This window comes from Pseudomonas sp. TH04, from assembly GCF_016651355.1.
Lineage (GTDB): Bacteria > Pseudomonadota > Gammaproteobacteria > Pseudomonadales > Pseudomonadaceae > Aquipseudomonas > Aquipseudomonas fluorescens.
Genome location: NZ_JAEKEA010000001.1, coordinates 4320500 through 4342884 on the forward strand (window position 1 = coordinate 4320500; position 22385 = coordinate 4342884).

The window sequence follows — 22385 nt, forward strand, 5'->3', positions numbered from 1 at the left end:
GAACACGTCCATGCTAGAAGCTCTCTCCATCTCTCTGAACAAGGCGGCTGTGTTCGGGTTTGTCACCTATATCCTCGGGGCTGCGATCATTTTCGCGCTGTTCCAGTTCATCTACACCCGCGTCACCCCGCACAAGGAGTTCGAACTGATCCGTGCCGGCAACGTGTCGGCGGCGGTCGCCCTGGGCGGTGCCATCATCGGTTTCGCCATTCCGGCCAGCAACGTGATTGCCTACTCGATCAGCATCCTCGACTTCGTCGTCTGGGCGGTGATCGCCGCCGGCGTCCAACTGTTGGCCTTTCTGCTGACCAGCCTGGTGCTCAAAGGCACGTCCGAGCGCATCAAGAACGGCGAACTCGCGGCCGGTATCTACGTGGCCGCCGTGGCCATCAGCGTCGGCATGTTGAATGCCGCGTGCATGACGCCCACCCAGTACTGATTGCGCACGGAGCTCTCGATGAAACGAAGCAAGTACGTCCAGCTGTCGCTGGCAGCGTCGGTCGCCATGGCGATATCCGGTTGTGGGCCGACGGAAAAAACCTACGATTTGCAGAAGAAGTACAACTTCCAGTCGGTTCAGCAATGCGCCGATGAAAAGCTGCCGGTCGACGTGTGCTCGGACGCCTACATGACGGCCATGGCCGAGCATCGCCGCATTGCCCCGGTGTACGACAGCCAGACCGATTGCGATGCCGACTTTGTCGCCGGCTGGTGCCAGCAGGATTCCACCGGCAAGTTCATCCCCAAACTCGGCGGTTTTGAACTGACCGCCGCCGGCCAGGTGACCCAATCCCAGGTCGATGCGGCCAATGCGCAAGCCGGCGGTTCCCAAGCGAACAGTGGCGGCTCAGGCTTCTCCACCAGCAGCCTGCTGACCGGCCTGCTGATCGGCAACATGCTCAGCAACAATCGCAACAGCTACCGCTCCGAGCCGGTGTATCGCTATCGCGATGATCGCGGCAATTACGGCAACTCGACGCTCAACCAGCGGGTCTCGAATGGGGCGACATTCGGCCGTTCGAATCAGTCCCGGTACGGCAGCAGCAATTACACCAACACGCTGCGCTCCTCCAGCAAGCCGGTGTCCGTGGCGTCCTCTACCTCGCGTGGCGGCTTTGGCAGCAAAGCCAGCGCCCGCAGCGGCTGGGGCGGCGGTGGGTCGAGCAGTTAAGGAAACCGGGCCATGAAGAAGATCCACTGCGCAGAACGTCCTGACTGGCAACAGACTGCCGAGAGTCTCGGCTTTCTGTTCCACACCATCGACGGCGAACCCTACTGGGACGAGCGCGCGTACTACCAATTCACGCTCGAGCAAATCGAGCGCGACCTCGAAGACCCGACCACCGAGATCCATGACATGTGCATGGACCTCGTGGCCCGCGTGGTGCAAAGCGAAGAGCTGCTGGAACGGCTGAGCATTCCTGCGCCGTACTTCGACATGATTCGAACCTCATGGCTCGAAGGCCACCCGCACCTGTACGGGCGCATGGACTTCTCCTACAACGGCACTGGGCCCGCCAAACTGCTCGAACTCAACTACGACACGCCGACCAGCCTCTACGAGGCGGCGGCGTTTCAATGGGGCTGGCTGGAACAATGCATCGAACGCGGCCTGCTGCCCAAGCATGCCGACCAGTTCAATAGTATCGACACCAAACTGCACCAGGCCTTCGCCCAATTGCAGGTCAACCAACCGTTCTACTTCGCCTCGATGAAAGACTCGGTCGAAGACAAAGGCACCACCGACTACCTGCGCCTCGTCGCGGAAAAGGTCGGTATCGAATCACGCCACATCGACATCGAAGACATCGGCCTGACCAGCGACGGCCGTTTCGTCGACCTCGAAGATCGCTGGATTCCCCACCTGTTCAAATTGCACGCCTGGGAATTCATCTTCCACGAGCCCTTCGGCACCGCGATTGCCCAGTGCGATACGCAGTTTTTCGAGCCCGCGTGGAAAGCCATCCTCTCCAACAAAGGCATCCTGCCGCTGTTGTGGGAATTCAATAAAGGCCACTCCAACCTGCTCGCGTCCCACCTGGATACCGACCCCGGCAAAGCCGTGCCAAAAGGCTGGGTGCGCAAACCGTTCTTCTCCCGCGAAGGCGCCAACATCGAACTGCAAACCGCCGACGGCCTGATCGTAAAAGAAGACGGCCCCTACACCGATGCGCCGTTCATCCTCCAGGAGTTCGCGCCGCTGCCGCGCTTTGGCGACAGCTACACGCTGATCGGGTCCTGGGTGATTGGCGATCAAGCCGCTGGCATCGGCGTGCGCGAAGACAATAGTTTGATTACCAAGGATTCCAGCCGGTTTTTGCCGCACCTGATCCTCGACTGAGTAAGGGCAAACACCGCGTCTGTGGTGAGTGGGCTTGCCCCAATACTCAAAGCAGCGAAGATCAAATGTGGGAGCGGCGGTGCGACGATTCGACTTGCTCGCGAAGACGGTGTATCAGTCACCGAATTTATCGACTGATTCACCGCCATCGCGGGCAAGCCCACTCCCACAGTTTTTTGAGGGCCGCCCCTCAACCTCAGCCCTGACGCGCCGTCACCGCCGCGTACCCATTCATCAAATTCCGATAGTTAGGAATCCGCTGAGACAACAAATTCCCCAACCCTTCCATGTCATTGCGCCAGTCGCCCTGCAACTCACACGCCACCGAAAACCAATTCATCAACTGCGCCCCCGCCTGGGTCATCCGGCTCCACGCCGCCTGCTGCACCGTGGTATTGAACGTGCCCGAGGCATCCGTCACCACAAACACCTCAAACCCTTCCGCCAGCGCTGACAACGTCGGGAACGCCACACACACATCCGTCACCACACCCGCAATGATGATCTGCTTACGCCCAGTCGCCTTGACCGCCTTAACGAAATCCTCGTTATCCCACGCATTAATCTGACCAGGGCGCGCAATATACGGCGCCTGCGGGAACATCTCCTTCAACTCCGGCACCAACGGGCCATTAGGGCCTTGCTCGAAACTGGTGGTGAGGATGGTCGGCAAGTTGAAGAACTTGGCCAGGTCCGCCAGGGCCAGCACGTTGTTCTTGAACTCGTTGGGGGAGAAGTCCTGCACCAGCGAGATCAGCCCGGTTTGGTGGTCGACCAGCAGGACTACGGCGTCGTCTTTGTTCAAACGGCTAAGGGTTGGCGTGCTCATGGTTGAATCCTTTTTTTGTTTAGGTTGGGTTGGCGTTGCGTTCAACATGGGCACAGATTAATGGGTGAGTTAGCAGTGATAAATCGGCTGGCGCGTGTCTTACCGTCAACTCAAAAAGGACAATCAAACCGATGGAACAAACACGGGGACTTTTTGGCCGTTCGGCGTGGGCGCAAACGCCACCTTGAGCCGTTGCCCGATGCGCAAGCGGTGCGCAGCGTCACACTGGATGACCGACAACATCGTTGGCCCTTCGTCGAGCGTCACGTAGGCAATGCAATGCACGTCGTCTGCGCGCCCGCTATAGCTGAAGCTGTACAACGTGGCGCCACCGCTGGCGACGATCCAATCGGTTGCGGTGCTGCCGGTGAAGGGGCTGTGATCGCGGGGGTAGTAGTAGGCCTTGCCGGTGTCCAGGCAGCGGCGTAGCAACAGTTGGTCTTGATTGGCCGCGGCCCAGAAGGGCGCACTTTCCGGGGTGATGTGCGGTGAGGTCAGTGGCATATCAGAGGCGCTCCAGTATGAGTGTGGCGCTGCCGTGGCGTGAACCCAGCAGGCCGCCGGTGCCGTGGGCCAGAGCCAGTGCGCAATGCGGCCGTTGAACGGCCGGGTGTGCTTCGCCGCGCAACTGGCGCACGGCCTCGATCAGTCTGGCCATGCCGCCGCGATGGCCGGGGTGGTTATTGCACAGGCCGCCGCCGTCAGTGTTTACCGCCAAGGGGCCGACACCGCTGATCAACTTGCCGTCGGCGACAAAGGCGCCGCCTTGGCCAGGGGCGCAAAAACCAAGGTTTTCCAGCTGGATCAATACGGTGATGGTGAAGCTGTCGTACAGCGAGGCGTAGTCAATATCGCCCGGTGTCAGGCGCGCCTCGCCGAATGCGTCGGCGCCGGATTGCGCGCCGCCCGAGGTCAGCAGGTCGAAGTAACCACCGTTCAGATGGTTAATCGCGTAGCCCGAACCGATAGGCGTAATCAGCGGCCGTTTGAGCGAGCGCGCAATGGCCGGATGGACCAGCACCAGCGCGCCGCCGCCGTCGCTGATCACACAGCAGTCCAAGCGCCGCAAAGGGGCGGCGATCAAGGGTGAACTCAGTACGTCTTCCACCGTCACCACATTGCGCAACATCGCCTGCGGGTTGTGTTGGGCATGGTGCGACGCCGCGACTTTTATCCAGGCCAGTTGCTCGGCCGTGGTGCCGTGTTCGTACTGATGGCGCATGGCGCACATCGCGTAGAGGTTGACCACGGCAGCGCCATAGGGCGTTTCAAACGGCGCTTCACACGCGCTGTACGCGGGGTCTGATGCGCTGCTTTGCGGACGTTGGCGCTCGGCACGCGGGCGCCCGGCCTGGGTGATCAAGGCGACGCGGCAGCGCCCATCGGCGATGGCGCGTGCAGCCTGGGCGACTTGATGCATGTAGGACGAGCCCCAACTTTCCGTCGTATCCAAATGGCGTGGCTGGATGCCCAGGTACTCGACCATGGAGAACGGCCCTACGCCTGGCGCCCCCCAGCCCGGCACATCACTGGCGCAGAAATAGCCGTCGACATCACCGAGGCTCAGCCCTGCATCCTCCAGGGCGCCGCGTGCCACATCGGCATGCAACTGCGCCAGGGAGCGGTCCGTGGCGTGACGGGTAGGGTGTTCATAGGCTCCCGCGATATAAGCTTTACCCCTCATGGCTGGCAGCTCCGGGCGGCGTATTCGATAAAGAACTCAAGCGCCTGCGGGTCACGCATGGCGCTGGGGTTGGCGACTTTCTGCGGGTCGTGCCCCATCAGGATCCGGCGTACCGGCACTTCCATTTTTTTCCCGGTGAGGGTGGTGGGAATCAGCGGTACAGCCAGGATGCAGTCCGGCACATGCCGAGGTGTGCACGCCAGGCGCAGGCAATCATTCACGCGTTGCTGCAAAGGCTCATCCAACACCGCGTCGGCACGCAGCTGGACAAACAGCGGCATAAAGAAACCGCCCTGGGGCAAATCAAGGTTAACGATCAGTGCATCCTCGATTTCTGCGATGTGCTCCAGCGCCCGATAAATCTCCGCCGTGCCGATCCGCACGCCAAAGCGGTTCAGCGTCGCATCGGAACGCCCCAGCACCTGGCAGCCGCCGCGTGCATTGAGTAAAAAGAAATCCCCATGGCGCCATACGCCGGGCCACGGCTGAAAGTAGCTGTCGCGATAGCGCTCGCCCGTGGGGTCATTCCAGAAATACACCGGCATCGACGGCATGGGCGACCTCACCACCAGCTCGCCGACTTGATCGATCACCGGCTGGCCGTGCGCATCAAATGCATGGGCATCCACCCCCAGGGCGCGCGCCTGGATCTCGCCGGCATACACCGGCAAGGTCGGTACGCCACTGAGCAACCCGGTGCAGATATCCGTACCGCCGCTGCCCGTGTTGACCCACACCGCCGCGTTCAGGTTGCGATAAAACCATGCATTACACTGCGGTGAAACCGGCGACCCCACCGGCATTACCGTGCGCAGTGCGTGCAGGTCAAAACGCTCGCCGGGCACTATGCCCTCGCGCTGCATCAGCTCTATGTAGGTGGGGCTGGTGCCGAAAAAACTCGCCCGGCTGTCTTGCAGGATTTGCCACAGCGCATCGGTGCCTGGCCAGGTGGGATGGCCGTCGTAAAGCACCGGGCGTACACCGCAGAGCAAGGCGCTGAACAAGGTGTTCCACATCATCCAGCCGGTGGTGGTGAAAATAAAGGCGGTATCACCCGGACGAAAATCCAGGTGCAGATGCAGTGCTTTGAGCTGCTCCAGCAGAACCCCGCCATGGCTGTGAACGATGGCTTTGGGCACCCCCGTGGTGCCGGACGAGAACAGTACCCACAACGGATGATCAAAGGGGACTTGCGCGCACTGGAAATCGGCGGCGGGCACACTGGGGCGCCGGCGCAAACTGTGCCAGTCGATGGCGTTAGCCAGCGTCAATGGCTCATCAGCAAACAGCGTCGGCAGCACAATCACCTGCTGGATACTGCCTAACTCGTCGACGATCTGCCGGACCTGGTCACGCCGGTCAAACGCCTTGCCGCCATACCGGTAGCCGTCCACCGCCAACAACACTTTCGGCGCTAATTGCCGCACCCGATCCAGCACACCCTCACTGCCGAAATCCGGCGAGCAACTGGCCCAGATCGCACCGATGGCTGCGCAGGCACACAGCGCAATCATCGCCTCGGGGATGTTTGGCAGGTAAGCCACCACGCGATCACCGGGCACTACGCCGAGCTCTCGCAGATAGCTGGCGAGCGTGCGTACTTGGTCGGAGAACTCAGCCCAGGGCAAGCCCTGCAAGGCGGCGGATTCGCTCAGGTAGAGCAGCGCATCGCCTTGCCGTTCGTTGCGCAAAATGTGTTCGGCAAAATTCAGCTGCGCGCCGGGAAACCACTCAGTACCCGGCATCCTGCGATCACCCAGCACCGCGTGGTATGGGCTACTGGCCTGCACCCTAAAGTGATCCCAGATCGATTGCCAGAAAGCGTCCAGATCATCGACCGACCACTGCCATAGCCCGTGGTAGTCGACAAAGCTCAGCCCGCGCTCGCGTTTGAGCCAAGCCAGGTAATGCGTGAGGCGGGTAGGTTGGATATGTTCAGGGGAGGGCTGCCAAAGCCGTTGGCCCTGGACCACTTCGTTGAATGCAGTCGCCACGATTAAAGACCTCTGACGTTTTTGTTTTTAGGGTCATGGGGTATTCATACGTGGCGGACTGTAACGCCAAATTGTACGGCGTACAATTAATGGGCTTTCTGATTATGTTGTGCGATTTTTCAGTGACGCGCCGCCAGGGTTTCCAGGCCGCAGAGGAAGGTCTCGACATAAAACGCAAAGCTCTCATGCAGCGGCGCGTGCACACCATTTTGCCAGCGCAGGCTGAAACCGCGGTTGCTCAGTTGGTTCATGTTCTGCGCAAGGGTCGGGTGCTGCTCGGCGTCAATGGCCTGCAGGCTTTCCTGTACTTGGTGCTGCCACGCCTCGGTGTCCTCCGGCAGCGGGGCGAACTCCAAGGTGGTGAAACCGGCAAGGGCGGCGATAAAGGTGTTGTAGGCGCCAGCCAATGAAGGCCCGCTGAAACCCGCTTGCTGCAATGCCGCCAATACGCCTTCCACCAACTTGAAGTCGGTGCGGGTGTTGGAGACCAGTTGCGCACCAAGCAACGGCGCGACATTCGGGTGCTGGTGCACAGCGTTATGGCAATTAACCAGGGTGGCGCGAAGGTAGTCCTGCCAGCGTTCCTGAGGCTGCGGTGCGACCTGTTCGAGGACTTTGGCCAACACTTCGCTCAACAGCAATTCACGTGACGAGACGTACCAATAAATGGCCGTGGGGTACACGCCCAGGCTATTTGCCAAGTTGCGCAGGCTGCATTTTTCCAGGCCTTCGCGGTCAATCAACGCCAATGCGGCGGCGATAATCGTGTCTTTATTCAGTTGGTTTTGCGGGTCTTCGCCAACGGTTTTTTTACGCCTGCCTCGTGGGTTTGCGGTTCTGCTGGTCATGGACGTTGTTCCGGTTGAGCGACGGCGAAAGGATAGCCGGTCGTCGATTCGCTGTCGCTCTTCCAGGTAGGGCGTCAGTCGCCGGTCAACATGCCGCCATAGCGTTCGACAAAAGCCTGTGTAGCGTTAACCAGTCGATTCATTTCGCGCTCGGTCAGCGGCAGGCTCAACGCAAACAGCCCGCGCCGCGCACTGTAGATCCCACCTTCAAGCAGGTGGAAAAAGAACAGGTCCCGTAGGCTGTTTCGGTCTGTCGGGATATCCGTGGGCCGCAGGATCGGCCTGCCCGTGGGATGCAGGTTCATCACTGAACCCTGCCCGGTAAACTGCATCGGCATGCAGGCGAGCACCTCGTTCAGTTGCTCGCGTAACCGGTCGCCCCTCGCATTCAACGCAAGGGCTTGCTCACGGGTATACACCTGCTCCAATCCAGCGATACCCGCCGCCATGGTCAGTACGTTGTTGTTGAAGGTGCCTGCGTGAGAGAGGCGGCCATGGCGCGGATCGAACTGCGCCATGATGTCTCGTCGGCCACCCAACATGCCACAGGGCATCCCGCCGCCGAGGTATTTGCCCAGGGTCATCAGGTCCGGCTTTATACCGAGCTTTTCTTGTAAACCGCCTGGGCCAAGGCGTGAAGTCATCACCTCATCGAACACCAGCAATACCCCGTGTGCACGGCTCAACGCGCGCAAACCCTCGAGAAAGCCCGGCGCGGCGCAGATACAGCCACCGGCGCCCAACATCGGCTCCACGAGGATCGCCGCACACGCGCCAGGGTGCTCAAACAGCAAACGCTCGACACTGCGTAGATCGTTGTAATCCGCCAGGTACACGCGGTGGGGCACATTCATCGGCGTGCCTGGCCCGGCAAAACTCAGCACGCCGCCGTGATAAGCGCCGTTAAACGCGATGACGCCGTCGCGCCCGGTGTAGGCCCGTGCCGCCGCCAGCGCGAGCAGGTTCGCCTCGGTACCGGAATTGGTAAAGCGCACCTGTTCGATACAACCGAAGCGCTCCACGATCAGCGTTGCCAACCGCGCTTCCAGTTGGGTGTGGGCGCTGAGGTTCAGCCCGTTCGCCATCGCCGTCGTCAGCGCCTGGATGATCACCGGGTGAGAGTGCCCATACAGCGCTGCGGTGTATTCGGCGAGAAAGTCGACATAACGATGCCCGTCCAGGTCATCAAGAAAACAGCCCGTCCCGCCCGACATCACCAACGGAAACGGCTCATAAAACAGCACTGAGCGGGTATTGCCACCCGGCATTACCCGCGTGGCCAAGTCCAGTTGCCGGGCGCTGTTGGGGTTGGCGTGGGTGTAGCGGTTGATGCAGTGCTGCAACACGGACATATCAGGCGCTGTGAACATCGCTCACCTCCTTGGATGCGTTGCGCTTTGGATACACCAGCAGCAACAGCGCAAACCAGGCCGCCGCCACATAAAACGCCGTGCGCGTCTCCGGGTCGCGAATCACCAGCACCGTCAACCCAGCCAAAAACAACAGTACCAACACGCTGCTGCCCCGCGCCCACGGCAAGCGATACGCCATCAGCCGCAACTCACCGCGCTGCACCTTGCGCCGATACGCCATATGCGTGGCGATGATCACCGCCCACACCCAAATCAACAGGCCCAAAATGCCGGTGATCAATAGGTTGAAAATACGTTCCGGCATCAGATAGTTCAGCAAGACCCCCACCAGCAAAATCGCAGTCGACACCATCAAACAACGCGCCGGCACCTGGCGCGGGCTCAACACCTGCAATTGACGGGGTGCCTGCTGAATATGCGACAGCGCAAACAACATCCGGCTGGTGGCAAACAACCCGGTATTGCACGACGACGCCAGCGCACTGATCACCACAAAATTGATCAACCCGGCCGCAACCCCCAGGCCAATGCTGTCGAACACCCTCACAAACGGGCTTTGCGAGGTATCGATCTGGTTCCAGGGGTAAAGGGCCATGATCACTGCGATCGACCCGATATAAAAAATTGCCATCCGCCAGATGATGCTATTGATCGCGCGCGGCAATGTGCGCTCCGGGTTGGCCGTTTCCGCCGCGACCAAGCCAATCACCTCGACCCCGGCAAAGGTAAACGCCGCCAACGGTATCGCGTACCAAAAGCCACTCCAGCCATTCGGGAAAAACCCGCCGTGCCGCCACAGGTGGGTGATTGAAGGGGTGGTCTGCGACGATGTCTCGAGCCCGAACAGCAGAATCGCCAAGCCTGCAGCAATCAGCCCGACAATCGTCACCACCTTGATCAACGCCAGCCAGAACTCCACCTCGCCAAACGTCTTCACCGCAAACAAATTGATCACCATCAACACCACCGTGGTGACCAACGCCGGAATCCACTGCGCCAACTCCGGGAACCAATACTTCATCAACAAACCGATCCCCGTAACCTCCAGCACCCCCACCAGAATCCAGATCAACCAATACGACCACCCGGTGATAAACGCCACCCGCGGCCCCAAAAACTCCTCTGCATACGTTGCAAACGACCCGCTACCGGGCCGGTACAACGACAACTCCCCCAGCGCCCGCGCAATCAAATAAACCATCCCCCCACACAACGCATACGCCAGCAACAACGCCGGCCCCGCCGTGGCAATTGCCTTACCCGAACCCAGAAACAAACCGGCCCCAATAATGCCGCCGATAGCAATCAACATCACATGACGCTCCTTGAGCGACCGTGCCAAGCCATGGTTGGAAGAGTGAAGCGGTGGTGTGGACATCAGCATTCCCCGAGCTGTATTGCACAGCAGTAGTGAGGTGGCCCGGCTCAGACCGGATTTTATTGTACGGTGTGCAATAAGCAGGTTTTAGGCCAAATGCCAAACGTGGCGGCGAGCGGTTTTTAAAGGCGCTGTTTAGCTATGTTTGTAGGAAGGATTCTTGGGGCGATGTTGATTCTGGGGAGGAGGCAAGCGTGTCACCTGGGGAAACAGATGGGTGGGGGGATACGGTCGAGTATTGGGGCGATTTTCAAAGGCCAGCAGGGCGGATCCCTTTCATTTGCAGGACGTTTCCTAGAGAATTCCAGTCGCTTGCGCCAGCTAAACTCCGCGACTAGGCTGCGTTCCGTCACTGCCTATTCAGTGATCGGGTTTAGTCGCCCGGATTCGATTGGCGCATAAGCAATTCATGAGTCAGGCACCCCTTCGCCTGCATCTTATGGTGGCTGTGCGCAGGGCACCTCCGGGTGCGCCGGGTTCCCAATCGACCGGTCGACTAACCTGCGTACAGCTGCCGCCTTTCGTTTAGTCGCGGATCTTGGCAGCTCCAAATTATCGATTGGAGTTTTGCTATGGATAACGTTGTATCGGATTCGCCGTCATCGGCCGCGACTCAGCCATTTACTGTCAATGAAGAGCTGAGCTTTGAAGATGCCTGGCTGCGTGTGGCCGAGTTGCTGCAGTGCGCGGTGGCTACCTCGCAGGTACTGGGTGAACCGCTGGGCGCGCCGCATCGGGCGGTGATGCATTTGGTTGAGATGGCGAAGATGGTGGCGGATCGGGCTGTGGAGTGTTTGCAGCCGAAGTAAGAAAACGTCGCCTGTTCAGTCTTCACCGTGCAGGCGATTCAATACTCAATGTCCTTCACTACGGCTCAGGTGTACGTCTTGAAGTCGTTGCTGTCGCGAATCAGTAGCTGCATCAGCTTGGGATGAATGAAGAGCTTTTCCTTGCCAACCTGAACCTCCTGTAGAACGCCAATGGAGACCAACTCTTTGAGGTAGCGGGAGGCGGCCTGGCGTTGAGCGATCTGCTTATCCACGACGTTGCTAATGCGGCAGTAGGGTTGCTCGAAAATCACATCCACTAATTCGCGGGTATAGGTTTTCGGCAGACGTTCACGAACAAACTGGCTGGTGTGTTCGGATAGGCCGCGAATAGCGGCAATTTTGGCGCTGGTCCAACGGGCGGTTTCCTCTACGGCGGTGAGCATGTAGAGCAGCCAGGGCTCCCAGGCTTGCTCGCGGGTCACATCAAGCAGCAGTCGGTAGTAATCGGCTCTATGCGCAATGATGAAATGGCTGAGGTAGAGAATCGGCAGATTCAGCAGACCTTCCTGAATCAGGTACAGGGTATTGAGTACCCGGCCGGTACGGCCATTGCCGTCGGTGAACGGGTGAATGGCCTCGAATTGATAGTGCCCCACGGCCATTCGTACCAAAGGATCGAGGTCTGTCTCGTTGTGTAAAAAACGTTCCCAATTGGCTAGCAAGTCGCGTAAGCGATCTTCGCCCTCTGGTGGCGTGTAGATGATCTCGCCGGTGCGGTCATTGGCTAGCTGGACGCCTGGTACACGGCGAATGTCCATGTTCACGCCCTTGAGCGTGCGACAGATTTCTACTGCCGTGCCTGTGGAGAGTGGGCGCTCAGCCAACGATTGGTAACCGTTATGAAGAGCCTTGCGGTACCGCAGGGCTTCTTTGGTCGCGGGGTCCGCGTGATTTGCTCCATCCTGGGCATGCTGGAAGAGCAGGTCCGTGGTGGTGACGATACTTTCAATCTCGGAGCTGTCCTTGGCTTCCAGCAAGGGGATGGTATTGATCAGCATCGTTTGGTTAGGGATCAGCTCGGCAGCTTGTTTCAATTCGGCCAAGGCTGCGCGGGCCTCAATGCAGCGTTTGAGTACTGCCCGGGTTTCCAGCTGTGCTGACGGCGGTAGTGGCGGAAGCTGGTTGTAAGGCTTATCGGCTTGCCATGGGAAATGAGGTGTTGTCATGGATGAGGGTGTGTCCACGAGGTTCATTTATAGGCGAGGTCGCTTTCATAAGCGCTCTCTCATGGCGTCAGTGTAAGCATGTGGGTGTCATGTGTCGCTATTTTATGATTTTTGCGACATGTCTTGTTCTTGTGTCGCTGGCGGCGACACTTTAGCTATGAGTCAACGAGCTAGGCGGCTATTAATTGAGGCGCGCGCTTTAGAATAGAGTTTTTGCGGAGTAAGGGTGATAGTCGCAGCGTGCCTACTTGCCCCAGCAGGTACCAATGCGTTTTTGAGGTTAAAAGGGCATTAAAAAGCCGGCTTGTGGCCGGCTTCTCGGGGACTGCCTCAGCTTGTTTTTGACAAACCTCACCAGCCTTCAAATCGCTCAGCCAACATCAAGTCTGACTGAATAGTAGGGGCATCAGCGGGAACTCCTCCGCATCGCCAAGCAGGGTGGATAGCGCAAAGCCACCCCCTGCCAAATGTGGGCGGCATGATACCCACATTCATTTCAAATGCCTACCTCCGGGTCCGATTTAGAGCCTTCCCAGCCCAGCAGGTGTTCGTCCAGTGGCACCGGTCGGCGGTTGTTGAGGGTGGACCACCAGAACACCCAGCCGACGATCTCGAAGTTCTGTTCGAAGCGTTGTTCGTGGGTGAGGTATTCGTCGGGGTGTTCGCTGGCGTTGTGGCTGCGCATGCGCAGGCCGCCGCCGGGGCGGTTGTAGAGGTATTTGATGCGCAGCATGCCGTCGTGTTCGACGGCGTAGATTTCGCCGTCGGTGATTTGCGTGCGGCCGCGGTCGATGGCGAGGGTGGCGCCTTGTTGGATGATGTCGATCATGCTGTTGTCGACCATGTAGGCGCCTACCGCGCGGTCGGGGTTTACGTTGAGGGTTTCGAGGGTGTGCAGGGAGACGCGGATGCGTTCGCTGGAGGTGAAGGTGGGGTGGAGAAGAATCTCCACGTCGATTTTTTCCGGGAGGCAGGCGGGGCCTGTGAGGTATTTGCCGCTGTCTTCGCGGGTGCGCAATCCTTTGGCGGTGTCCGGGCCTTCCAGCAGGAAGTTGGCCGGTGGGTGTTTGAGGCCTTCGCCGGTGCGTAGCCAACGGCTGGAGACGCAGAGCAGTTCTGCGATCTCGTTGAGTCGGGCCATGGGCACGCCGCGTTTGAACCAGTTGTTCACGTGTTGAGGCGTGACACCGCGGTTCTTGGCGAAGTCGGAGGCGGAAAGATGAACTTCCCGCAGTAGTGCTTTTAGTCGATCACCTGATGTATTCATAAACGCAGAGTTTACTGGCCGAAAAAATACATCAAATAAACTATGCGTTGAATTGCGCGTGTAGGGATTTGCTTAGTTGTAGTCCGATATTTCAGAGTTCTAATTTGGTTAAACGCTGCGCATTAAACATTGAACTTTGAGTTTAAATTTTTCCCACAAAAAAAGCCCCGAATCGTCGGGGCTTTTTTGATTGCCAGGGCAATGAGGAGCGGGTATCAGCCTTTGTAGGCAGCGACCGACTTCATGATCTCGGCGCGGGCGGCGTCTGCGTTGCCCCAACCGTCGATCTTCACCCATTTGCCTTTTTCGAGGTCTTTGTAGTTCTCGAAGAAGTGCTTGATCTGTTCCAGCAGCAGTGGCGGCAGGTCAGTGTATTCCTTCACGTCCACGTACAGCTGGCACAGCTTGTCGTGGGGTACCGCGATAACTTTGGCATCGCCGCCGCCGTCGTCGGTCATGTTCAGGATGCCGACTGGGCGTGCGCGGATCACCGAGCCTGGGGTTACCGGGTAAGGGGTTACCACCAGCACGTCGAGGGGGTCACCGTCGTCAGCCAGGGTGTTCGGGATGAAACCGTAGTTGGCCGGGTAGAACATCGGGGTGGCCATGAAACGGTCAACGAACAGGCAGTCGCTGTCTTTGTCGATTTCGTATTTGATCGGCGCGTGGTTGGCCGGAATTTCGATGGCGACGTAGATGTCGTTCGGCAGGTCTTTGCCAGCCGGAATCTTGCTGTAGCTCATTGGGCGTTGCCCCCGTAGTTGGCCATGGAACATGGCCGGATTGGCCTAAAAGTGGCGGCGATTATAGGCATATTCTGACGCCGACGCTATGCGTCAGACGTCGTGTGGCGCGTGGTGTTCAGTCTGATAGCGGGTGTCGCTGGCTTGCAGCTGGGTCAGGCGGGCCAACGGGTCCTGGCGATAGAAGCGACTCAGTTGCGCGTACACCTGGGGATAAGTGCTGACCAGTAAATCCGGGGCGCTGAAAAAATATTCGCTGGTGACCGCAAAGAACTCTGCCGGGTTTTCGGCGGCGTAGGGGTCTATCTCGGTGTCGGCGTGCGGGTTGGCGTCCAGCTGGCGGTTGAGGTCGTCAAAGGCGCTTTGCATCACGCTGGCCCATTCCTGCACGCGCATGTCGTGGTGCAGCGGCGGCAGGCCGTTGGCGTCGCCGTTGAGCATGTCGAGCTTGTGCGCCAGTTCGTGGATCACCAGGTTGTAGCCTTCCCACTGGCCGCTGGCCAATACGCCGGGCCAAGCGAGGATCACCGGGCCTTGTTGCCAGGCTTCGCCGCTGTGTTCGCCGTCCCACTCATGCTCGACGCCGCTGGCATCGCGATGGCGCTGGGGGCTGAGGAAGTCGTCGGGGTACAGCACGATTTCGTGGAAACCCTGGTACCAATCGAGGTCGCCGAGGTTCATCAGCGGTAATTGCGCCTGGGCGGCGAGCAGCAGGCGTTGTTCCTGGTGCAGGTCGACGCCGGGCAGGGCGGTGAGGTGTTTTTCGGCGAGGAACACCACGCAGGCTTCGCGTAACCACTGGTCTTGCTCGGCGCTGATGCCGTCGAGGAAGGTCAGGTGGTGCCGCACCCGTTGCCAGGTGTCATCGGCAATCGGGTGCTTGGCCAGCAGGCGCCGGCGACGCCAGGCGCTGAGGGACCACATCGCGGGTTACTGCGGTTTGGCTTCGGAAGACGTGCGGCCAAAGCGGCTGCGGACCACACCGATGATCATCGGCACCAGCGACAGCAGGATGATAAACACCACCAGCAGCGAGAGGTTTTTCTTGATAAACGGCACGTTGCCGAAGAAGTAACCCAGGGTCACCAGGCCACCGACCCAGATGATGGTGCCGAAGACGCTGAAGCCGAAGAAGCGCGGGTAGGGCATTTTGGCGATGCCGGCGACGAACGGCGCAAAGGTGCGCAGGATCGGCAGGAAGCGCGCCAGGGTCACGGTTTTGCCGCCGTGCTTGTCGTAGAAGTCGTGGGTTTTTTGCAGGTAGTCGCGGCGGAAGATTTTCGAGTTCGGGTTGCTGAACAAGCGTTCCCCGGCCGTTCGTCCGATCACGTAGTTGGTACTGTCGCCGAGGATAGCTGCGAGCATTAACAGGCCGCCCAGCAGTACCGGGTCCATGCCGCCGCCTGCGGCGATGGCGCCGGCAATAAACAGCAAGGAGTCACCGGGCAGGAAAGGCATGACCACCAGCCCGGTTTCGCAAAAGATAACCAGGAACAGAATGGCGTAGATCCACACTCCGTAGTTTCTTACCAGCATGTCGAGGTACACGTCGAGATGCAGGATAAGGTCGAGCGGGTTGAAATCCATGGATGGCACCTGTGTGAATGGCCCGGCTCAGCAGGCCTGTGCGGAAGCTACGGGTAAGTTAGGCTACAAGCTTATGTCGCGATTCTTACAGCTCTGAGAGGTCCGCATTATACGGATTGAGAGGTGAAAAGCGTGTTGGTTTTGTAGCGGGGAGTGTCGCTGGTAGCAAGGCTTTACACCGATCTAAATGTTGCTCAGATGTAAATGTGGGAGCGGGCTTGTTCGCGAAAGCGGTGGGTCAGTCGAATCTTTATTAACTGATACACCGCTTTCGCGAGCAAGCCCGCTCCCACAGGGGGATCTATGGTGGTTGGGCTAACAGCGTCAGTCCTCACTGATCGGCAACACGTAGTTCTTGAACTCCGTGTCTTCCCGAAACCCGATCGACTCGTACGTCTTCTGCGCCACGTCATTGTTGCTGCTGGTCGACACCCGCAGCCGCACCGCGTGAGTTTCCTTGGCCATTTTTTTCGCCGTGCGCATCAGGTTATCCGCCACCAACTGCCGGCGGGCGTCTTCAGCCACGTAGATGTCGTTGAGGATCCATACCCGTTTCAGCGACAGCGACGAAAAGCTCGGGTATAGCTGGCAAAACCCAAGCAGCCTCTTGTCGTCGTCATCGGCCAGGGCCAGGTAGATCACCGACTCCTTTCGGCGCAGGCGCTTTTCCAGAAAGGCTCGCGACGAGTCCGGGAAGGGCAAAGCCCCGTAGAACTCGCGGTATTTGACGAACAGAGGCGTCAACAGGTCCAGGTGTTCCAGGGTCGCTTGAGTAATCCGCATGCCAGGCCTCAACTTCCAAAGGGGTATGACCACACACGCGGCCGTGACTGGATGCTGCCTAATGGTGAAAAAAAGTGCAATCGCGCTGCTATTGGTCATCCGGTGGGCTGAGTAGGAAATTGCCTTTCATCAGGTCGGGATCATCGGATTCGAGGGTCATCACCTGCGCCTCGTCCTTGAGATTGACCCCCGACAGCTGCCGACGGCACGCCTCTTTCATCAAGTACAGCAAGCGATGCGCGGCCATGCCGTAGCTCAACCCCTCAAGCCGTACGTTGGAGATGCAGTTGCGATAGGCGTCGGTCAGGCCGACCTTGGGGTTGTACGTGAAATACAGGCCCAGGCTGTCCGGCGAACTGAGCCCCGGGCGTTCACCAATCAAAATCACCACCATCTTGGCGCCGAGTAACTGGGCGACTTCATCGGCGACCGCCACACGGCCTTGTTCCACCAGGATCACGGGCGACAAGGACCAGCCTTCGGCGTGGGTCTGTTCTTCCATGCGCGTAAGAAACGGCAACGTATGTTTATGCACGGCCAGCGCCGACAGACCATCGGCCACCACGATGGCCAGGTCTACGCCGCCAGGGTTGGCCGCCGCGTAGTCGCGCAGGCGTTGCGCCGACTCATCACTCAAGCGCCGCCCCAGGTCCGGGCGTTGCAGGTACATATGGCGGTCAACCGCAGCGCTGTGCAGCAACAGGCTGTCGCGCCCACGCTCGGCCATCTGGCTGCTCAGGCCCGCGGCGTCGAAGGGCAGGTGCACTGCGTCGCGCGCCTGGGCGTGGGCGAACTGGAAGTCCAGCTGCGCGCCGGTGGGGATGCTGGTGCCGGTGCGGCCCAGGGCAATGCGCGCCGGGGTCAGGCGGCGCAGTTCCAGCCACGGATTATCAGGCAGTTCTACTTGCACGGGCGGCTCCTTCATCCCAATTGCTTCAAGGCGTGGCGAAACGCCGGTGGCAGGCTGTTGCCGAAGTGCACTTTGCCGTCGGCTTGCGTGAAGATGCCCATTTTCGCCAGCCACTGTTCAAACTCCGGCGCCGGCTTTAAGCCCAGTGTCTGGCGGGCGTACAGGGCGTCGTGGAACGAGGTGGTCTGGTAGTTGAGCATGATGTCGTCGGAGCCGGGGATGCCCATGATGAAGTTGATCCCGGCCACGCCCAGCAGGGTCAGCAGGGTGTCCATGTCGTCCTGGTCGGCTTCGGCGTGGTTGGTGTAGCAGATGTCGCACCCCATCGGCACGCCGAGCAGCTTGCCGCAGAAGTGGTCTTCGAGGCCGGCGCGGATAATCTGCTTGCCGTTGTACAGGTACTCGGGGCCGATAAACCCGACGACGGTGTTCACCAGGAACGGTTTGAAATGCCGCGCCACGGCGTAGGCACGGGTTTCGCAGGTTTGCTGGTCAACGCCAAAGTGCGCGTTGGCCGACAAGGCGCTGCCCTGGCCGGTTTCGAAATACATCAGGTTCTGACCCAAGGTGCCGCGATTCAGGCTCAAGCCCGCCTCGTAACCTTCCTGCAGCACGCTGAGGCTGATGCCGAAACTGGCGTTGGCGGCCTCGGTGCCGGCAATCGACTGAAACACCAGGTCCAGCGGCACGCCACGGTTGATGGCCTCGATGGAGGTGGTGACGTGGGTCAGCACGCAGGCCTGGGTCGGGATTTCGTAGCGCTGGATGATCGCGTCGAGCATCTCCAGCATCGCGCAGATCGAGGCGATGCTGTCGGTGGCCGGGTTGATGCCGATCATGGCGTCGCCGTTGCCGTAGAGCAGGCCGTCGAGAATGCTTGCGGCGATGCCCGCCGGTTCGTCCGTAGGATGGTTGGGCTGCAGGCGCGTCGACAGGCGCCCGCGCAGGCCCATGGTGCCGCGAAATTGGGTGACCACGCGGATCTTCTGCGCGACCAATACCAGGTCCTGCACGCGCATGATCTTGGAGACGGCGGCGGCCATTTCCGGGGTCAGCCCCGGCGCCAGGGCGCGTAGGCTGTGTTCGTCGGCCGCGTCACTGAGCAGCCAGTCACGCAGGCCGCCGACGGTCAGGTGGCTGACCACGCTAAACGCCGGTTTATCGTGGGTGTCGATGATCAGCCGCGTGACTTCGTCGCTTTCGTAGGGGATCAGCGCTTCTTCCAGGAAGTGTTTCAACGGAATGTTCGCCAACGCCATCTGCGCGGCCACGCGCTCGCCGTCGTTCTGCGCGGCCACACCGGCGAGGAAGTCTCCGGAACGCGCGGGGCTGGCCTTGGCCATCACGTCCTTGAGGCTGTCGAAGCGGTAGGTTTGAGTACCCACCGCGTGGGAAAAGCTTGCCATACAGTGTCTCCTTGGCGACGCGGGCGGGCTGAGAGTAAAGCGCCCGCGTCGAGGTTTACGGCAGTTAGTGCAAGGCGGCCTCTGCGGCCTGGATCGCCGCGAATTCCTCTTCCGGCGTGCCCGCTACCAAGTGATGCCGGCTGTAGAAAGCAAAGTAAGCAATTAATACTCCATAGATGATCGCAGCGCCAATCACCACCCGTGGATCCACCAGAAAGCCCGCCACGACGGCCACGCAGGCGAGCACCAGCGCAACGCCGGAGGTGAAAATGCCGCCCGGTGTGCGGTACGGACGGTCCATTTTGGGGCGACGGATGCGCAAGGTGATGTGCGCGGCCATCATCAGCACGTAGGAAATGGTCGCGCCAAACACGGCCACCAGGATCAGCAAGTCACCCTGGCCGGTCAGCGACAGGCCGAAACCGATGATGCCGGGGATCACCAACGCGAGCACTGGCGCCTTGCTTTTATTGGTCTGGGACAGTTTGCGCGGCAGGTAGCCGGCGCGGGACAAGGCGAAGATCTGCCGCGAATAGGCGTAGATAATCGAGAAAAAGCTCGCGATCAACCCCGCCAGGCCGACCAGATTGACGAAGCCGCCCATCCAGGTTGAACCGCCGTAGGAGAGTGCCAGTGCTTCCACCAGCGGGTTGCCGGATTTGATCAGCGCGTAAGTGCCGGCGCCGCCCGGTGCGATCACCAGAATCAGCAGGGCAAAACTGGTCAGCACCACAATGGCGCCAATCAGGCCGCGAGGCAGATCGCGTTTAGGGTTTTTGGTTTCTTCAGCGGCCAGTGGTACGCCTTCAACGGCCAGGAAAAACCAGATTGCATAGGGAATTGCCGCCCATACGCCGACGTAGCCGAACGGCAGGAACGTGCTGGCGCCTTTGGCTTCCGTGACCGGGATGTCCAGCAAGTTGGCGACGTTGAAGTGCGGCACCATCGACACCAGGAATACACCCAGGGCAATCGCCGCGACAGCCGTAATCACAAACATCAGCTTCAAGGCTTCACCCACGCCAAAGATGTGGATGCCAATAAAGATGATGTAGAACGCCAGGTAAATCATCCAGCCGCCAATGCCGAACAGCGACTCGCAATAAGCGCCGATAAACACCGCGATGGCAGCGGGGGCGATGGCGTATTCGATCAGGATGGCGGTGCCCGTGAGGAACCCGCCCCACGGGCCGAATGCGCTGCGGGCAAAACCGTAGCCGCCGCCGGCGGTGGGGATCATCGAAGACAGTTCAGCCAGAGAAAAACACATGCACAGGTACATGGTGGCCATCAGTAAGGTGGCAAGGAACATGCCGCCCCAACCACCCTGGGCCAGGCCGAAGTTCCAGCCGGCATAGTCGCCGGAGATTACATAGGCAACGCCGAGGCCGACTAACAGCACCCAGCCGGCGGCACCTTTTTTTAATTCGCGTTGTTGGAAGTAGTCGCTGCCGACTTTTTCGAAGTCGACGGAAGAGCCAGTAGGTTCGCTAGGCATGGGAAAGTACCGTCCGTTCTTATTGTTTTAGCTCGGCCTCTGGGTGCCGAATGCGAGTTGCAAGTACTTGCGAAGATCTAATGTGGGGGCTGGCTTGCCTGCGATAGCATCACCGCGCTGTGCCTGACACACCGAGGTGCCTGCATCGCAGGCAAGCCAGCTCCCACACTTGATTGCATTTCAAATGGGGGAGCGGGTGTTAGTTAGAAAAAGCCCAGCGGATTAATGTCGTAGCTCACCAGCAAGTTTTTGGTCTGCTGGTAGTGGTCCAACATCATCTTGTGTGTCTCACGGCCCACGCCGGACTTCTTGTAACCGCCGAACGCGGCGTGCGCCGGGTACAGGTGGTAGCAGTTGGTCCACACGCGGCCCGCCTTGATCGCACGGCCCATGCGGTAGGCGCGGTTGATGTCGCGGGTCCACACGCCGGCGCCGAGGCCGAACTCGGTGTCGTTGGCAATCGCCAGGGCTTCGGCTTCGTCCTTGAAGGTGGTGATGCTCACCACCGGGCCAAAGATTTCTTCCTGGAACACGCGCATTTCGTTGGTGCCCTTGAGCAGCGTCGGCTGGATGTAATAACCACCGGCCATGTCGCCGCTGAGCTGCTCGACCTTGCCGCCCGTCAGCAGTTGTGCGCCTTCGCCTTTGGCGATTTCCAGGTAGGACAGGATCTTGTCGAACTGCTGCTCGGACGCCTGGGCGCCGACCATGGTGTCGGTGTCCAGCGGGTCGCCGCGTTTGATCTGCTCGACCTTCTTCATCACCACTTTCATGAAGTCGTCGTAGATCGACTCTTCTACCAGCGCGCGGGAAGGGCAGGTGCACACTTCGCCCTGGTTGAAGAATGCCAGCACCAGGCCTTCGGCGGCCTTTTCGATGAACGACGGCTCAGCCTTCATGATGTCAGCGAAGAAGATGTTCGGCGACTTGCCGCCCAGTTCGACGGTGGACGGAATAATGTTCTCGGCCGCCGCGTGCATGATGTGCGAGCCCACAGGCGTGGAGCCGGTGAAGGCGATCTTGGCGATGCGTTTGCTGGTGGCCAGGGCTTCGCCGGCTTCTTTGCCGAAACCGTGCACCACGTTCAGCACGCCTGGCGGCAGCAGGTCGCCGATCAACTCCATCAGCACGCTGATGCCCAGCGGGGTTTGTTCAGCGGGTTTGAGCACCACGCAGTTACCGGCGGCCAGGGCCGGCGCCAGTTTCCACGCGGCCATCAGCAGTGGGAAGTTCCACGGGATGATCTGGCCGACCACGCCCAGCGGTTCGTGGAAGTGGTATGACGCGGTCAGTTCGTTGATCTCGGCGCTGGTGCCTTCCTGGGCGCGGATGCAACCGGCGAAGTAGCGGAAGTGGTCAGCGGCCAACGGGATGTCGGCGTTGAGGGTTTCCCGCACGGCCTTGCCGTTGTCCCAGGTTTCGGTGATGGCCAGCAGTTCGAGGTTCTGTTCGATGCGGTCGGCAATTTTCAGCAGCACCAGCGAACGGTCCTGAGCCGAGGTCTTGCCCCAGGCATCTGCGGCGGCATGGGCGGCGTCGAGGGCTTTGTCGATGTCTTTGGCAGTGGAGCGCGGGAATTCGGCGATGGGCTTGCCGTTGACCGGCGAGGTGTTGGAGAAGTAGTTGCCATCCACCGGCGCAACGAATTCGCCGCCGATGTAGTTACCGTACTTGGCCTTGAACGAAACGATCGCGCCTTCAGTACCGGGATGTGCATAACGCATGGTGGGTATCTCCTGACTTTTATG

Annotated in this window: 21 protein-coding genes; 4 read left to right on the forward strand and 17 right to left on the reverse strand. The window is 59.8% G+C overall.

The features are described 5' to 3' along the window. Window positions 1-10: 10 nt before the first annotated feature. The 3 genes from JFT85_RS19435 to JFT85_RS19445 are packed head-to-tail and all read left to right on the forward strand — an operon-like array spanning window position 11 to window position 2341. Window positions 11-439 carry a DUF350 domain-containing protein gene (locus JFT85_RS19435; protein WP_053258214.1) on the forward strand — a complete coding sequence of 143 codons (429 nt, stop codon included), beginning with the start codon at window positions 11-13 and terminating at the stop codon, window positions 437-439. An 18-nt stretch (window positions 440-457) separates the two neighbouring features. Beyond that, entirely contained in the window at window positions 458-1171 is a 714-nt protein-coding gene (locus JFT85_RS19440) for a DUF1190 domain-containing protein (RefSeq protein WP_073638332.1), read from the forward strand. A 12-nt stretch (window positions 1172-1183) separates the two neighbouring features. Further along, window positions 1184-2341, forward strand: coding sequence for a glutathionylspermidine synthase family protein (locus JFT85_RS19445; RefSeq protein ID WP_201230286.1), 1158 nt, complete (start codon window positions 1184-1186; stop codon window positions 2339-2341). Between the two features lie 196 nt (window positions 2342-2537). Here the strand turns inward: JFT85_RS19445 and ycaC are convergent, their stop codons facing one another. The 7 genes from ycaC to JFT85_RS19480 all read right to left on the reverse strand — a co-directional run bounded on the left by ycaC (window position 2538) and on the right by JFT85_RS19480 (window position 10381). Continuing rightward, complete coding sequence (ycaC, locus tag JFT85_RS19450) at window positions 2538-3170, reverse strand: isochorismate family cysteine hydrolase YcaC (RefSeq protein WP_053258211.1); 633 nt, start codon at window positions 3168-3170, stop codon at window positions 2538-2540. Between the two features lie 123 nt (window positions 3171-3293). Further along, window positions 3294-3674 (reverse strand): Zn-ribbon domain-containing OB-fold protein, encoded by a 381-nt coding sequence (locus tag JFT85_RS19455; RefSeq protein WP_053258210.1) that lies wholly within the window; start codon window positions 3672-3674, stop codon window positions 3294-3296. 1 nt (window position 3675) lies between these two features. Continuing rightward, entirely contained in the window at window positions 3676-4854 is a 1179-nt protein-coding gene (locus tag JFT85_RS19460; RefSeq protein ID WP_169875968.1) for a thiolase domain-containing protein, read from the reverse strand. After that, window positions 4851-6848, reverse strand: coding sequence for an acetoacetate--CoA ligase (locus tag JFT85_RS19465; protein WP_201230288.1), 1998 nt, complete (start codon window positions 6846-6848; stop codon window positions 4851-4853). Before JFT85_RS19465 ends, JFT85_RS19460 begins: the two co-directional genes overlap by 4 nt. 119 nt (window positions 6849-6967) lie before the next feature. Continuing rightward, window positions 6968-7696: a TetR family transcriptional regulator gene (locus JFT85_RS19470; protein ID WP_073638330.1), complete on the reverse strand. Its 729-nt coding sequence runs from the start codon at window positions 7694-7696 to the stop codon at window positions 6968-6970. Window positions 7697-7770: 74 nt separating this feature from the next. Further along, a complete protein-coding gene (locus tag JFT85_RS19475) occupies window positions 7771-9066 on the reverse strand; it encodes an aspartate aminotransferase family protein (protein WP_201230290.1) in 1296 nt (431 codons plus the stop codon). Further along, a complete protein-coding gene (locus tag JFT85_RS19480) occupies window positions 9050-10381 on the reverse strand; it encodes an amino acid permease (protein WP_242486546.1) in 1332 nt (443 codons plus the stop codon). The genes JFT85_RS19475 and JFT85_RS19480 overlap by 17 nt, the downstream gene beginning before the upstream one ends. A 638-nt stretch (window positions 10382-11019) precedes the next feature. Between JFT85_RS19480 and JFT85_RS19485 the strand changes: the two genes are divergently transcribed. Next, window positions 11020-11256: a hypothetical protein gene (locus JFT85_RS19485; protein ID WP_201230294.1), complete on the forward strand. Its 237-nt coding sequence runs from the start codon at window positions 11020-11022 to the stop codon at window positions 11254-11256. Between the two features lie 65 nt (window positions 11257-11321). Here JFT85_RS19485 and fic read toward each other — a convergent pair whose 3' ends face one another. From fic to exaC, 10 genes are all read right to left on the reverse strand, one after another. Then, a complete protein-coding gene (fic, locus tag JFT85_RS19490; RefSeq protein WP_053258204.1) occupies window positions 11322-12443 on the reverse strand; it encodes a protein adenylyltransferase Fic in 1122 nt (373 codons plus the stop codon). Window positions 12444-12939: 496 nt separating this feature from the next. Then, on the reverse strand, window positions 12940-13710 hold the full coding sequence (locus JFT85_RS19495; RefSeq protein WP_201230296.1) for a LexA family transcriptional regulator: 771 nt from the start codon (window positions 13708-13710) through the stop codon (window positions 12940-12942). Window positions 13711-13925: 215 nt separating this feature from the next. Then, window positions 13926-14453, reverse strand: a complete 528-nt coding sequence (gene ppa / locus JFT85_RS19500; RefSeq protein WP_201230298.1) for an inorganic diphosphatase — start codon at window positions 14451-14453, stop codon at window positions 13926-13928. 93 nt (window positions 14454-14546) lie between these two features. Further along, the gene (locus JFT85_RS19505; RefSeq protein ID WP_201230300.1) at window positions 14547-15377 is read right to left on the reverse strand and encodes a M90 family metallopeptidase; all 831 of its coding nucleotides are present in this window, start codon (window positions 15375-15377) and stop codon (window positions 14547-14549) included. 6 nt (window positions 15378-15383) lie between these two features. Further along, a complete protein-coding gene (locus tag JFT85_RS19510) occupies window positions 15384-16040 on the reverse strand; it encodes a DedA family protein (protein WP_053258201.1) in 657 nt (218 codons plus the stop codon). 324 nt (window positions 16041-16364) lie between these two features. After that, entirely contained in the window at window positions 16365-16823 is a 459-nt protein-coding gene (locus JFT85_RS19515; protein ID WP_053258200.1) for a GNAT family N-acetyltransferase, read from the reverse strand. Between the two features lie 88 nt (window positions 16824-16911). After that, complete coding sequence (eutC, locus tag JFT85_RS19520) at window positions 16912-17748, reverse strand: ethanolamine ammonia-lyase subunit EutC (RefSeq protein WP_053258199.1); 837 nt, start codon at window positions 17746-17748, stop codon at window positions 16912-16914. Next, window positions 17745-19139 (reverse strand): ethanolamine ammonia-lyase subunit EutB, encoded by a 1395-nt coding sequence (locus JFT85_RS19525; RefSeq protein WP_053258198.1) that lies wholly within the window; start codon window positions 19137-19139, stop codon window positions 17745-17747. Before JFT85_RS19525 ends, eutC begins: the two co-directional genes overlap by 4 nt. Window positions 19140-19203: 64 nt before the next feature. After that, window positions 19204-20637, reverse strand: a complete 1434-nt coding sequence (gene eat / locus JFT85_RS19530) for an ethanolamine permease (protein WP_053258197.1) — start codon at window positions 20635-20637, stop codon at window positions 19204-19206. A gap of 203 nt (window positions 20638-20840) precedes the next feature. Continuing rightward, entirely contained in the window at window positions 20841-22361 is a 1521-nt protein-coding gene (gene exaC, locus JFT85_RS19535; RefSeq protein ID WP_053258196.1) for an acetaldehyde dehydrogenase ExaC, read from the reverse strand. Between the last annotated feature and the right edge of the window lie 24 nt (window positions 22362-22385).

What these genes read in the sequence shown, in the direction of transcription:
- JFT85_RS19435 (WP_053258214.1), top strand. Translation starts at nt 11, where the DNA reads ATGCTAGAAGCTCTCTCCATCTCTCTGAACAAGGCGGCTGTGTTCGGG.
- JFT85_RS19440 (WP_073638332.1), top strand. Translation starts at nt 458, where the DNA reads ATGAAACGAAGCAAGTACGTCCAGCTGTCGCTGGCAGCGTCGGTCGCC.
- JFT85_RS19445 (WP_201230286.1), top strand. Translation starts at nt 1,184, where the DNA reads ATGAAGAAGATCCACTGCGCAGAACGTCCTGACTGGCAACAGACTGCC.
- ycaC (WP_053258211.1), bottom strand. Translation starts at nt 3,170, where the DNA reads ATGAGCACGCCAACCCTTAGCCGTTTGAACAAAGACGACGCCGTAGTC.
- JFT85_RS19455 (WP_053258210.1), bottom strand. Translation starts at nt 3,674, where the DNA reads ATGCCACTGACCTCACCGCACATCACCCCGGAAAGTGCGCCCTTCTGG.
- JFT85_RS19460 (WP_169875968.1), bottom strand. Translation starts at nt 4,854, where the DNA reads ATGAGGGGTAAAGCTTATATCGCGGGAGCCTATGAACACCCTACCCGT.
- JFT85_RS19470 (WP_073638330.1), bottom strand. Translation starts at nt 7,696, where the DNA reads ATGACCAGCAGAACCGCAAACCCACGAGGCAGGCGTAAAAAAACCGTT.
- JFT85_RS19475 (WP_201230290.1), bottom strand. Translation starts at nt 9,066, where the DNA reads ATGTTCACAGCGCCTGATATGTCCGTGTTGCAGCACTGCATCAACCGC.
- JFT85_RS19480 (WP_242486546.1), bottom strand. Translation starts at nt 10,381, where the DNA reads ATGTTGATTGCTATCGGCGGCATTATTGGGGCCGGTTTGTTTCTGGGT.
- JFT85_RS19485 (WP_201230294.1), top strand. Translation starts at nt 11,020, where the DNA reads ATGGATAACGTTGTATCGGATTCGCCGTCATCGGCCGCGACTCAGCCA.
- fic (WP_053258204.1), bottom strand. Translation starts at nt 12,443, where the DNA reads ATGACAACACCTCATTTCCCATGGCAAGCCGATAAGCCTTACAACCAG.
- JFT85_RS19495 (WP_201230296.1), bottom strand. Translation starts at nt 13,710, where the DNA reads ATGAATACATCAGGTGATCGACTAAAAGCACTACTGCGGGAAGTTCAT.
- ppa (WP_201230298.1), bottom strand. Translation starts at nt 14,453, where the DNA reads ATGAGCTACAGCAAGATTCCGGCTGGCAAAGACCTGCCGAACGACATC.
- JFT85_RS19505 (WP_201230300.1), bottom strand. Translation starts at nt 15,377, where the DNA reads ATGTGGTCCCTCAGCGCCTGGCGTCGCCGGCGCCTGCTGGCCAAGCAC.
- JFT85_RS19510 (WP_053258201.1), bottom strand. Translation starts at nt 16,040, where the DNA reads ATGGATTTCAACCCGCTCGACCTTATCCTGCATCTCGACGTGTACCTC.
- JFT85_RS19515 (WP_053258200.1), bottom strand. Translation starts at nt 16,823, where the DNA reads ATGCGGATTACTCAAGCGACCCTGGAACACCTGGACCTGTTGACGCCT.
- eutC (WP_053258199.1), bottom strand. Translation starts at nt 17,748, where the DNA reads ATGAAGGAGCCGCCCGTGCAAGTAGAACTGCCTGATAATCCGTGGCTG.
- JFT85_RS19525 (WP_053258198.1), bottom strand. Translation starts at nt 19,139, where the DNA reads ATGGCAAGCTTTTCCCACGCGGTGGGTACTCAAACCTACCGCTTCGAC.
- eat (WP_053258197.1), bottom strand. Translation starts at nt 20,637, where the DNA reads ATGCCTAGCGAACCTACTGGCTCTTCCGTCGACTTCGAAAAAGTCGGC.
- exaC (WP_053258196.1), bottom strand. Translation starts at nt 22,361, where the DNA reads ATGCGTTATGCACATCCCGGTACTGAAGGCGCGATCGTTTCGTTCAAG.